The sequence below is a fragment of the Pseudomonas sp. HMWF021 genome, assembly GCF_003061005.1.
Lineage (GTDB): Bacteria > Pseudomonadota > Gammaproteobacteria > Pseudomonadales > Pseudomonadaceae > Aquipseudomonas.
The window spans coordinates 6,941-18,938 of record NZ_QAIK01000011.1; the positions used below are offsets into that span (position 1 = coordinate 6,941).

Below are 11,998 nucleotides of genomic sequence, written 5' to 3' on the forward strand. Positions count from 1 at the left end.
GCCAGAATCAGCGCTTTCATTTCGGACACCGCAGACTTGAACCCGACGAACAACGCATGCGCCACCAGCGCATGGCCAATGTTCAGTTCGTTGATACCCTTGATCGCCGCCACGGCTTCAACGTTGTGATAGTGCAGACCATGCCCGGCATTGACGATCAGGCCCTGCGCCAGACCAAACGCCACGCCATCCGCCACACGCTTCAACTCTTCCGCGACTTCGGTCGGGGTCTCGGCATCGGCATAACGCCCGGTGTGCAATTCGATGGCCGGCGCACCAACGCGCTTCGACGCAGCGATCTGTCGTTCGTCGGCATCGATGAACAGCGACACTTCGCTGCCGATCTTCGACAGGCGCTCGACCGCTGCCTTGATCCGCTCTTCCTGCCCCGCTACGTCCAGACCGCCCTCGGTGGTCAGCTCCTGGCGGGTTTCCGGCACCAGGCAGATGTGCGCCGGACGGATGCGCTCGGCGAACGCCATCATTTCTTCGGTGACGCCCATTTCGAAGTTCATGCGGGTCTGCAGCACATCCTTGAGCAACAGCACGTCGCGCTCCTGGATGTGTCGACGGTCTTCGCGCAGGTGCACGGTGATGCCGTCGGCGCCCGCCTCTTCCGCGTCCAGCGCTGCCTTGACCGGATCCGGGTAGCGTGTGCCACGGGCCTGACGCAGGGTGGCGACGTGGTCGATGTTCACGCCAAGAAGAATGCGATTGCTGGTGGTCACGGATGCGCTCCTGAAGGGAAAGGTTCGGCGCACAGCATATCAGGGCTTGCGAAATAGCTCGCGGCTGACGAGGGGACGGCCACCCAGATGCACGGCCAGTGCCTGGCGCATCAGACGCTTGGCCGCCGACAGCGCGCCGGGAGCAGTCCAGTCGGCTTCGGCCATGGCCAGCAATTCGGTGCCGTTGAACAGACCCGGCTGCAACAGGAAGACGCGCTCCAGCCCGGCATCCACTTGCAGACGATAAAGACCGTCCGGCGCGACCGGCTCGCTGTGGATATCGGTATTCAGGGAGAAGCCGTAACCGAGATCGTCCAGTAGGCGCCATTCGAACGAGCGCAACAACGGCTCCAGCGGGCGACCTTCGGCCAGGGCCAGCAGTGTTGCAGCGTAATGATCAAACACCGCCGGGTGCGGGTCTTCGGCGGGCAGCAGGCGGATCAGCAATTCGTTGAGATAGAGGCCGCTGAACAGCGCCTCGCCGACCATCCAGGTCGCGTTGCCGGCACTTTCCATGCGCCCGACATTCTTCAGTTCACCCTTGCCACGAAACTCGACTTCCAGCGGCACGAACGGCCGCGCCAGTGTCCCGGCCTTGCCCCGCGCACTGCGCAACACCGCCCGCAGCCGCCCTTGCGGCGTGAGGAAGTCGACCAGCGCGCTGGTTTCGCGGTAGGCGCGCGAATGCAGGACGTAGGCGAGTTGGGCGGGAGGTGGGGTTTGCGACATGGAGTTCTCGATGAAGAAACGCAGTCTTGAGATCAACATAAACCAAATGTGGGAGCGGGCTTGCCCGCGATGGCGGATTCACATTCAACATCTCTGTTGAACATTACATCCTCATCGCGGGCAAGCCCGCTCCCACAGGGTTCTCTGGTTTAAACAGGAACCGAGATTTTTTACAGGTCGCCGTAACCCAGCGAACGCAGTGCACGCTCGTCGTCGGACCAGCCGCCCTTCACCTTGACCCACAGGTTGAGCATGATCTTGGAGTCGAACAGCAGCTCCATGTCCTTGCGCGCTTCGGTGCCGATGCGCTTGATGCGCTCACCCTTGTCGCCAATGATGATCTTCTTCTGCCCGTCACGCTCGACGAGGATCAGCGCGTGGATGTGCAGGGTCTTGCCCTGCTGCTTGAACTCTTCGATCTCGACGGTGATCTGGTACGGCAGCTCGGCGCCCATCTGGCGCATGATTTTCTCGCGCACCAGTTCGGCGGCGAGGAAACGGCTGCTGCGGTCGGTGATCTGGTCTTCCGGGAAGAAGTGATCGTTCTCCGGCAGATGATCGGCGATGACCTTTTCCAGCGCGTCGAGGTTGTGCCCGTGCTGCGCAGAAATCGGAATGATCTGCGCGTTCGGCAGCTGTTCCTGCAACCACGACAGGTGCGGCATCAGCTCGGCCTTGTCTTCGATGCGGTCGGTCTTGTTCAGCGCGACGATCAGCGGGCCGGTCACGTACTGCACGCGCTCCAGGACCATCTGGTCTTCTTCGGTCCACTTGGTGCGGTCAACCACGAAGATCACCACGTCGACGTCTTTCAACGCCGCCGAAGCGGTCTTGTTCATGTAACGGTTCAGGGCCTTTTCGCCACCCTTGTGCATGCCGGGTGTGTCGACGTAGATCGCCTGCACGTCACCCTCGGTCTTGATCCCGAGCATGTTGTGGCGGGTGGTCTGTGGCTTGCGCGAGGTGATCGCCAGCTTCTGGCCGAGGATGTGGTTCAGCAGCGTCGACTTGCCGACGTTGGGACGGCCGACGATGGCAACGTAGCCACAGCGAGTTGCGTTTGTATCAGTCATTGCCATTCTCCACGCCCAGGGCAATCAGTGCTGCGGCGGCCGCTACCTGTTCGGCAATACGACGGCTCACACCCTGACCTCGGCTTTTTTCATTCAATAAGACAACTTCGCACTCGACGAAGAAGGTACGGCAGTGCGGCTCACCCTGGATGTCCACGACTTCATAGCGTGGCAGTTCGCAACCGCGCGATTGCAGGTGCTCCTGCAGGCGAGTCTTGGGATCCTTGTTGGTGTCGACCAGCGTCAGGCCTTCGAACTCACCGGCCAGCCAGGCCAGCACGCGCTCGCGGGCCACTTCCATTCCGGCGTCGAGGTAGATCGCACCGATCAACGCTTCGAGGGCGTCAGCCAGAATCGATTCACGACGGAAGCCGCCGCTTTTCAGTTCGCCCGAACCCAGACGCAGGTAATCGCCGAGGTCGAAGCCACGGGCCAGCACGGCCAGTGTCTCACCCTTCACCAGGCGTGCGCGCAATCGCGACAACTGGCCTTCGCGAGCCAGCGGGAAGCGATCGAACAGCGCCTCGCCGGCGACGAAGTTGAGGATGGCATCGCCAAGGAATTCCAGGCGTTCGTTGTTACGCCCGGCAAAGCTGCGATGCGTGAGGGCCAGCAGCATCAGCTCCTGATCCTTGAAGGTGTAACCGAGCTGGCGCTCGAGACGGCTTAGAGAAACGCTCACGGTTTACCCACGCTGAGTTCGTGGCTGGATTCCACCGCCATCGCCGGGGTACGGCGCAGGCCTGGGACAATTAACGCTGTGTTCAAAAATGACGTCCTGAATATCGTGGCTTCATGCCCTGGCGCCGATTTGTGTCGACTCCAGAAATGCATTCGGCGCTGTGGTCAACAGCGCCGTGATTGTTTACTTGATCAGGCCAACCCGCGAGAAATTCGGCAGGTGGCTGAGTTTCGGTTCCGGCCAGCTCATCCAGACAGCGAAGGCCTTGCCGACGATATTCTGGTCGGGAACCATGCCCAGCAGATCCTTGGGAATGTTCGGATCATCCCAATAGCGACTGTCGTTGGAGTTGTCGCGGTTGTCGCCCATCATGAAGTAATGGCCGGCCGGCACGGTCCAGGTATGGTCCGGGGTAGCGCGGTAGCGGCTCATTTCCTTGCGGATCAGGTGCTCGGCAGCGCCGAGTTTTTCCTTGTAGAGCTCCGCGCTGCCCAGCGTGCCCGGCTCGGAGCCGATCAGTTGCTCGGCAATCGACTCGCCATTGACGAACAGACGCTTGTCGGCGGTGTAACGCACCGTGTCGCCCGGCAGGCCGACTACACGCTTGATGTAGTTGACGTTCGGGTCGCTCGGATAGCGGAACACCATCACATCGCCACGCTGTGGATCACCGACTTCGATGACTTTCTTGTCGATCACCGGCAGGCGGATCCCGTAAGAAAACTTGTTCACCAGAATGAAGTCGCCAACGTCCAGAGTCGGTTTCATCGAGCCGGACGGGATCTGGAACGGTTCCACCAGGAACGAACGCAACACCAGCACGATGAACAGCACCGGAAAGAACGACTTGCCGTATTCAACCAGCAACGGCTCTTTGTTCAGCTTCTCGACCACCACGGGCTCGGGCTGGCTGACACTGCCTTGATAAGAGGCAATGGCAGCACGCCGACGCGGCGCCAGGAACAGCAGATCGAGCAACGCCAACAGGCCGCAGACGAACACGGCGATGACCAGCAACAGCGGGAAATTTAGTGACATAGGACCTGACTATTCCAACCTGAGCACGGCAAGGAAGGCTTCTTGTGGAATTTCCACGTTGCCGACCTGCTTCATGCGTTTCTTACCGGCCTTTTGCTTTTCAAGCAGCTTTTTCTTACGGCTTACGTCACCGCCGTAGCATTTGGCCAATACGTTCTTTCTGAGTGCCTTGACGGTGGTCCGGGCGACGATCTGACCGCCAATGGCAGCCTGGATGGCCACGTCGAACATCTGACGAGGAATCAGTTCTTTCATCTTCTCGGTCAACTGGCGACCTTTGAAGTGCGAATTGTCACGGTGCACGATCAGCGCCAGGGCGTCGACCTTGTCACCGTTGATCAGCACGTCCAGTTTCACCAGATTAGCCGATTGGTAACGATCGAAATGGTAATCCAGCGAAGCATAGCCACGGCTGGTGGATTTGAGACGGTCGAAGAAGTCCAGGACCACTTCGTTCATCGGCAGGTCGTAGGTCACTTGTACCTGATTGCCGAGGAACAGCATGTCGACCTGTACGCCGCGTTTCTCGATGCACAGGGTGATGACGTTGCCCAGGTGTTCCTGCGGAACCAGAATATTGGCCCGCACGATCGGCTCGCGCATGTCTTCGATTGCCGACACATCCGGAAGCTTGGACGGGTTGTCGACGTAAATCGTTTCACCGGTTTTCAGCACCAGTTCGAAAATTACCGTTGGCGCGGTGGTGATCAGGTCCAGGTCGTATTCGCGCTCCAGGCGCTCCTGGATGATCTCCATGTGCAGCATGCCGAGGAACCCGCAACGGAAGCCGAAGCCCAGGGCGTCGGAGCTTTCCGGGGTGTACTGCAGCGACGAGTCGTTCAGGGTCAGCTTCTGCAGCGCTTCGCGGAAGTCCTCGAAGTCGTCGGAGCTGACCGGGAACAGACCGGCGTAAACCTGTGGCTGGATGCGTTTGAAGCCGGGCAGCACTTCAACGTCCGGGGTCGAGCTCAGGGTCAGGGTGTCACCGACCGGCGCACCGTGAATGTCCTTGATGCTGGCGATGATGAAGCCCACTTCGCCGGCCTTGAGGTCGGCGGTAGCGGTGTGTTTCGGGTTGAACACACCGACGCTGTCGACCAGATGCACCTTGCCGGTGGATTTCACCAGGATCTTGTCGCCCTTTTTCACGCGGCCATGACGCACGCGTACCAGGGAAACAACGCCCAGGTAGTTGTCGAACCAGGAGTCGATGATCAACGCTTGCAGCGGGTCTTCGATGTTGCCGGTCGGCGCAGGAATGGTCGCAACCAGACGCTCGAGCACTTCGTCGACACCCAGGCCGGTCTTGGCGCTGCAGGTGACGGCGTCGGTGGCGTCGATGCCGATGATCTTCTCGATCTCGTCCTTGACGCGGTCCGGTTCGGCCTGTGGCAGGTCGATCTTGTTCAGCACCGGCATGACCTCGAGGCCCTGCTCGATGGCGGTGTAGCAGTTGGCCACGGACTGGGCTTCAACGCCCTGACCGGCATCGACCACCAGCAACGCACCTTCACACGCGGCCAGGGAACGGCTGACTTCGTAGGTGAAGTCGACGTGGCCCGGGGTGTCAATGAAGTTCAGCTGGTAGGTGACGCCATCTTTGGCTTTGTAATAGAGCGTAACGCTGTGGGCCTTGATGGTGATCCCGCGTTCGCGCTCCAGATCCATGGAATCCAGTACCTGGGCTTCCATTTCACGCTCGGCCAGGCCACCGCACATCTGGATGAAACGGTCAGCCAGCGTCGACTTGCCATGGTCAATGTGGGCGATGATGGAGAAATTGCGGATATGACTCAAATCACTCACGGATCAACACTCAAAAAGGCTGCAGGCTTGGCCCGCCGAAAAATAGCCGGGAATTGTACCTGATACACGGCGCAAGCGTCACGTTCGCCTGTCACCCGGTTTGCATACGAAAACGCCCCGATCTGTCGACCGAGGCGTTTGAAGGGTTACAGCGCTGGCGGGAACGCCGGCTTCAACCGGCCCGTCGCAGCAGCCAGACACCCAGCAGCGCACAGACGCCGGCAGGCACCAGTACCGCGAACAGCGGCGAGAAACCGAACACCAGACTCGATGGGCCGAGCAGATCCTGAACGATGCGGAAGGTGAAACCGACCAGCACCCCGGTGAATACCCGTTGACCGAGGGTCACCGAACGCAACGGACCGAAGATGAAAGAGATCGCCATCAACACCAGCGCCGCAGTCACCAATGGCTGCAACACCTTGACCCAAAACGCCAGCCAGTAGCGACCGTTGCTCAGCCCCTGGTCCGCCAGATAGTGGATGTAACCCCACAAGCCGGAAATCGACAGCGATTCCGGGGCCATGACCACAGTGTTCAACAGTTGCGGGCTCAACGACACGTCCCACAATTCGCTCGGCGTGTTCACCACTTCCGTGCTGCGCTCGTGGAACAGCGTGGTGGTGACATCGGTGAGCTTCCACTGCTGACCGTCGAACTCCGCACGCTTGGCGAAGCTGGACTGCAACAGATGCCGCTCCTTATCGAAGTGGTAACGGGTCACGCCATACAACAGACCATCGGGCTGCACGGCGTTGATGTGGATGAATTCCTCGCCCTGACGGTGCCACATGCCGTGTTTGGCACTTTGCGCATCGCCGCTGCCCTGGGCCAGCGAGCGATTGGCCTGCGCCATGCTTTCGGTGGCCGGCGCGACGTATTCGCCAATCAGCACGCCAGCCAGCATCAACACCAGCATCGGCTTCATGACCGCGTAGACGATTCGCCCGATGGACACGCCAGCGGCGCGCATGACCGTCAATTCACTGCTGCTGGCCAGACTGCCGAGGCCGATCAGACAGCCGATCAGCGCGGCCATCGGCAGCATTTCATAGAGCCGGCGCGGCGCGGTGAGCATCACGAAACTCAGAACGTCGGTCAGGGTGTAGGTATCGCTGACATCGCCCATCTCGTCGATGAACGCGAACAGCGTCGCCAATCCCAGAATGATCGCCAGCACGGCGATGATCGCCATGAACACACTGCTGCCGATGTAGCGGTCGAGTTTAACCACGGGCCACCTCCAGCGCAGCGCTGCGACGGCTGGCCAGCTTCAGGCGCAACGGCTCCCAGTAGAGCAGGCCGAGGCCGATCAGCAGGAAGATCGAGTGCACCCACCACAGGCCAAGGCTCGCCGGCAGCTTGCCTTTTTCAAGGGCGCCGCGGGCGGCAATCAGGATGGTCAGGTAAGCCATATAAAGAAGAATCGCCGGCAGCAGCTTGAGGAAGCGCCCCTGGCGCGGATTGACCCGCGACAATGGCACCGCCATCAGGGTCACGATGAATACCAGCAATGGCAAGGACAGACGCCACTGCAGTTCGGTTCGCAGGCGGATGTCGTCGCTGGCCAGCAGGGTCGAAGTCGGCACGGCATCGCGATCCGTGACTTCTTCGCTGACATCCGGCTTGGGCAGCAGCACACCATAGGTGTCGTAGTGGATGGCGCGATAATCAGCCTGGCCGGGACTGCCGTCGTAGCGATAACCGTTGCGCAGGATCAGATAGCGATTGCCGTCATGACGGATTTCCTGCTGGCCCTTTTCGGCCACCAGTACGGAAATCCCGCGATCTTTCTGATTGGCACCAAGGTTTTTCTGCGAGATGAACACACCACTGAGGTTGATGCGATCGTCGCTCAGGGTCTCGGTGTAGGTCACGCGAGTACCATCGCGCAGCGCCTGGAAGCGTCCCGGCTCAAGGGTATCGAACTCGGTCAGGGCGTCCTGCTTGTTCAGCAGCAACTGAAACTGGTTGGCACCTTGCGGCGCCAGGCTCAGGCTCAGCCAGGCCACGACCAGTGCCACCAATGTGGCGGGAAACAGGGTCATGCCCAGCAGGCGTTGCTGGCTCATGCCGGTGGCCGAGAGCACGGTCATCTCGCTTTCGAGGTACAGGCGACCGTAGGCCAGCAGGATCCCGAGGAACAGGCCCAGTGGCAGAATCAGTTGCATGAAGCCCGGCAGCCGGAAGCCCATGATCAGGAACAGCGAACCCGGATCGAGCTGACCGGCAGCGGCCTGAGCAAGGTATTTGATGAAGCGACCGCTCATGATGATGACCAGCAGCACCGCACTTACGGCGCTCAGGGTCAGCAGGACTTCGCGGGACAGATAACGGAAGACGATCAAACCAGACACTCCAGGGTTGTCAGGCTAAGGCGGCCAAACAAGCAAACGTTTCGAGCGACCCGCAAGGCAGAGCCGTCGAAAAAAGATGCGGCATTATCCTGTGATTGAGGGCGCCTGTCACTGCGCACACTCACCCAAGCGTAGATTCCGTTGAAGATCGCACAACCGAGGGTTGTCAGGCGCGGTGAGCGAGGTTCAAACTGCCGCCTTTGTCGCAGGCTCTGATCTGCGTCTCTTCTATCTATAAGCAGGCGACTGCGGCACCGTCGAACGCCTGTGTGTTGACCATTCATTCAGGGATCCGGACATGGAACTGGTTGTAAAAAGCGTTAGCCCAGAAACGTTGAAAACCGCCACCCTGGTGGTTGCCGTCGGCGAAGGCCGCAAACTCGGCGTTGCCGCCAGACAGGTCGACGAGTTGAGCGGTGGCGCGATCAGCGCCGTGCTCAAGCGTGGCGACCTGGCCGGCAAGGTCGGCCAGAGCCTGTTGCTGCACAGCCTGCCGAACCTGAAAGCCGAGCGCGTGCTGCTGGTCGGCGTGGGCAAGGATGAAGAACTGGGCGATCGTCCGTTCCGCAAAACCATTGCCGGCATCCTCAATACGCTCAAAGGCCTGGGCGGCAGCGACGCCGTGCTGGCGCTGGATGAAATCATCGTCAAGAACCGCGACAGCTACGGCAAGACCCGTCTGCTGGCCGAAACCCTGGTGGACGGCGAATACACCTTCGACCGGTTCAAGAGCCAGAAAGCCGAGCCGCGTGCGCTGAAGAAAATCACCCTGCTGACCATCAAGGCTGCGCAAGCCGAAGTGCAGCGCGCGGTGAACCACGCCACCGCCATCGCCAATGGCATGGCCTTCACCCGCGACCTGGGCAACCTGCCGCCGAACATCTGCCACCCGACGTTCCTTGGCGAGCAAGCCAAGAACCTGGGCAAAGAGTTCAAGGATCTGAAAGTCGAAGTCCTCGACGAGAAGAAGATCAAATCCCTGGGCATGGGTTCCTTCTACGCCGTCGGCCAGGGCAGCGCCCAGCCGCCGCGCCTGATCGTCATGCAATACAACGGTGGCAAGAAGTCCGAGAAGCCTTACGCACTGGTCGGTAAAGGCATCACCTTCGACACCGGCGGCATCAGCCTCAAGCCAGGGGCCGGCATGGACGAAATGAAGTACGACATGGGCGGCGCTGCCTCCGTGTTCGGTACTCTGCGTGCCGTGCTCGAACTGAAACTGCCGATCAACCTGGTGTGCATTCTGGCCTGCGCCGAGAACATGCCGAGCGGCAATGCGAGCCGTCCGGGCGACATCGTCACCACCATGAGCGGCCAGACCGTGGAAATCCTCAACACCGACGCCGAAGGCCGTCTGGTGCTGTGCGACGCCCTGACCTATTCCGAGCGCTTCAAGCCGCAAGCGGTGATCGACATCGCCACCCTGACCGGCGCCTGCGTCGTGGCACTGGGTGCACACACCTCCGGTCTGCTGGGCAACAACGACGAGCTGATCGAGCAACTGCTCAGCGCCGGCAAGGCTGCTGACGACCGCGCCTGGCAACTGCCGCTGTTCGACGAATACCAGGAGCAACTGGACAGCCCGTTTGCCGACATCGCCAACATCGGCGGGCCGAAAGGCGGCACCATCACCGCTGCGTGCTTCCTGTCGCGCTTCACCAAGAACCTGAACTGGGCGCACCTGGACATCGCGGGCACCGCATGGACCAGCGGCGGCAAGGACAAGGGCGCCACCGGCCGTCCGGTTCCGCTGCTGACCCAATACCTGCTGGACCGCGCCAAAGCCTGAAACCGATGAACTTGAGCGGCGTCACTTTGCGGTGACGCCGCTCAAGGCTCAGGAACCGCAATGACCAAAGTCGACTTCTATATCCTGCCCAGCGCCGATCCTTCGGCACGCCTGGACTTTGCCTGCAAGCTCACCGAAAAAGCCTGGCGCATGGGCCACCGCATCTACCTGCATTGCAGCGATGCCGCCCAGCGTGACGATCTCGATGCGCGTCTGTGGGCATTCAAGGGCGAAGCTTTCGTGCCCCACGGCCCTGCCGACAGCGAACCGGACGGTTTGATTGTGCTGGGGGTGGGCAATGAATGCGGCGAACACCAGGATCTGCTGGTCAACCTGGACCTGAAAGTCCCGGCCTTCGCCAGCAAATTCGCCCGTGTGGCGGAGGTGGTGGTGGAAGATCCGACGATTCGCGCGGCGGCACGGGAGAGTTTCCGTTTCTACCGCGAACAGGGCTATCCTCTGCAAGACCACCGTTTACAGCGACTCTGAGTACGCCGATGGACACTCCAAAACCGCTGCAAAAGCCTGCCCTGCTGGACGATCTCGAATCGATCCGTCAATTGCTCGGCGATGACAACCTGCAACCGCCACTGCTGACCGACACGGTCGAGGATGGCGAACAGGAACAGATTCCGATGTTGTTCGAGGCCGTTGGCAACGAGCCGCCCGCCGTCGAACCGTCACCCGCTCCAGCCCCGACACCTGCCGCCCAATCGGCAGCGCCTGTGGATAAAGGCCCGGACGCCCTCCTGCACCTCGATAGCGAACTGCGCGCCGCCGCGCAATTGATCATGCAGGACGTGATCGACGATTTCGCGCCACACATCGAAACCGAAATCAAACGCCGCCTCGAGGCGCGAATGGAGCGGTTGTTGAACCAGCTTCAACCCTGAGCGTTACCCACCTGGGCAACGCGCCGTCCGCGCAGCGACCTGGCAGCTCACTTCAACCCAACGCTACCGCTGGTCAGAACTGGTATTTCTGACAGTAGATCCGTGCGTATCACCAGTGGAACCTTGAGGCCGCCCCCGTTCGTTTTCCGGAGAAAACACCATGAGCGCGCCCATTCTCTTTTCACCGTTAAATAAAACAGAACCAAAGAACAAACCAGTTTTTATCGGCAAAGGCACTCCCGGCACCGAGATCATTGTTTGCCAGAGTGTAACTGGCCTCCAACTGGCCAGGGTCTTGGTCGACAGCAACGGAAGTTGGCTTGTTCAATCAGCAGTGGAGCTGCCTGAGGGAGATTATTCAATTTCAGCGTACCCGGCAGGGACCTACGAGTACGCGCCTAATACGCCTTTTTATGTGGGGACGAAAACGGGATCAGAGCCGACTTCGGTACTGACCGATGGCACCCCGCCCGTCATCACTACCCCGGCCAATGGCAGCTCACTGCCAACACTCAGGCCAACCTTCACCGGCAAGGCCGCGCCCAATGCCAGGATCGGTGTCTTCAACGACAACCTTCAAGGCTATTACGGCGACTGCTACGCCGATGCCAACGGAGATTGGAGTTTCACCCCCAAACAGGACATGTCAGCCGGTTCGGCCACCTACAAGTTTGCCCAGTACAGCAACGTCGCCAGAATGTCCGCAGACACAGCCATCACGCTGACCCTGAGAGGGAGCAATGCGTTGCCAAGCGGCAGCGCCCCCGTACTCACCAGCCCCACTACCGTCAATACCCCCTTCCCCCTGCTCAAAGGCAAGGCAGCCGCCAACGCCGTCGTCTACGTCTACCTCGAGGGCGGTGCCGTCTTGTTTGGCAAACCCACTGCCAATGCGGACGGAGA

The 11,998-nt window shown here is 60.5% G+C and carries 12 protein-coding genes; 4 read left to right on the forward strand and 8 right to left on the reverse strand.

The window, feature by feature from the left end; all coding sequences use genetic code 11:
* The 8 genes from pdxJ to lptF form a co-directional block, all read right to left on the reverse strand.
* On the reverse strand, positions 1-728 hold a 728-nt coding region (gene pdxJ / locus DBR18_RS00940), incomplete at its 3' end, for a pyridoxine 5'-phosphate synthase (RefSeq protein ID WP_108588931.1).
* 39 nt (positions 729-767) lie between these two features.
* Positions 768-1,457, reverse strand: a complete 690-nt coding sequence (gene recO / locus DBR18_RS00945) for a DNA repair protein RecO (RefSeq protein WP_007965159.1) — start codon at positions 1,455-1,457, stop codon at positions 768-770.
* Positions 1,458-1,627: 170 nt separating this feature from the next.
* Complete coding sequence (gene era / locus DBR18_RS00955) at positions 1,628-2,530, reverse strand: GTPase Era (protein ID WP_003221935.1); 903 nt, start codon at positions 2,528-2,530, stop codon at positions 1,628-1,630.
* Positions 2,523-3,212 (reverse strand): ribonuclease III, encoded by a 690-nt coding sequence (gene rnc, locus DBR18_RS00960; RefSeq protein WP_108588923.1) that lies wholly within the window; start codon positions 3,210-3,212, stop codon positions 2,523-2,525. Before rnc ends, era begins: the two co-directional genes overlap by 8 nt.
* Before the next feature lie 183 nt (positions 3,213-3,395).
* Positions 3,396-4,250 (reverse strand): signal peptidase I, encoded by an 855-nt coding sequence (gene lepB, locus DBR18_RS00965; protein WP_108588924.1) that lies wholly within the window; start codon positions 4,248-4,250, stop codon positions 3,396-3,398.
* A 9-nt stretch (positions 4,251-4,259) separates the two neighbouring features.
* Positions 4,260-6,056 (reverse strand): translation elongation factor 4, encoded by a 1,797-nt coding sequence (gene lepA, locus DBR18_RS00970; RefSeq protein WP_108588925.1) that lies wholly within the window; start codon positions 6,054-6,056, stop codon positions 4,260-4,262.
* Positions 6,057-6,228: 172 nt separating this feature from the next.
* Positions 6,229-7,290: an LPS export ABC transporter permease LptG gene (gene lptG / locus DBR18_RS00975; protein ID WP_108588926.1), complete on the reverse strand. Its 1,062-nt coding sequence runs from the start codon at positions 7,288-7,290 to the stop codon at positions 6,229-6,231.
* Positions 7,283-8,404 (reverse strand): LPS export ABC transporter permease LptF, encoded by a 1,122-nt coding sequence (lptF, locus tag DBR18_RS00980; RefSeq protein ID WP_108588927.1) that lies wholly within the window; start codon positions 8,402-8,404, stop codon positions 7,283-7,285. Before lptF ends, lptG begins: the two co-directional genes overlap by 8 nt.
* Positions 8,405-8,711: 307 nt before the next feature.
* On the opposite strand from lptF, the gene DBR18_RS00985 reads away from it, so the two are divergent.
* The 4 genes from DBR18_RS00985 to DBR18_RS01000 form a co-directional block, all read left to right on the forward strand.
* A complete protein-coding gene (locus tag DBR18_RS00985) occupies positions 8,712-10,202 on the forward strand; it encodes a leucyl aminopeptidase (protein ID WP_108588928.1) in 1,491 nt (496 codons plus the stop codon).
* A gap of 60 nt (positions 10,203-10,262) precedes the next feature.
* Complete coding sequence (locus DBR18_RS00990; protein WP_108588929.1) at positions 10,263-10,691, forward strand: DNA polymerase III subunit chi; 429 nt, start codon at positions 10,263-10,265, stop codon at positions 10,689-10,691.
* Positions 10,692-10,699: 8 nt separating this feature from the next.
* Positions 10,700-11,095, forward strand: a complete 396-nt coding sequence (locus DBR18_RS00995; protein ID WP_108588930.1) for a DNA polymerase III subunit chi — start codon at positions 10,700-10,702, stop codon at positions 11,093-11,095.
* 160 nt (positions 11,096-11,255) lie between these two features.
* Positions 11,256-11,998: Ig-like domain-containing protein (locus DBR18_RS01000; RefSeq protein WP_146188720.1), on the forward strand; the 743-nt coding region annotated here is incomplete at its 3' end.

Bases quoted from the DNA above. Each gene is read 5' to 3' on its own strand.
- era (WP_003221935.1), bottom strand. From the start codon at position 2,530: ATGACTGATACAAACGCAACTCGCTGTGGCTACGTTGCCATCGTCGGC.
- lepB (WP_108588924.1), bottom strand. From the start codon at position 4,250: ATGTCACTAAATTTCCCGCTGTTGCTGGTCATCGCCGTGTTCGTCTGC.
- recO (WP_007965159.1), bottom strand. From the start codon at position 1,457: ATGTCGCAAACCCCACCTCCCGCCCAACTCGCCTACGTCCTGCATTCG.
- DBR18_RS00985 (WP_108588928.1), top strand. From the start codon at position 8,712: ATGGAACTGGTTGTAAAAAGCGTTAGCCCAGAAACGTTGAAAACCGCC.
- DBR18_RS00995 (WP_108588930.1), top strand. From the start codon at position 10,700: ATGGACACTCCAAAACCGCTGCAAAAGCCTGCCCTGCTGGACGATCTC.
- DBR18_RS00990 (WP_108588929.1), top strand. From the start codon at position 10,263: ATGACCAAAGTCGACTTCTATATCCTGCCCAGCGCCGATCCTTCGGCA.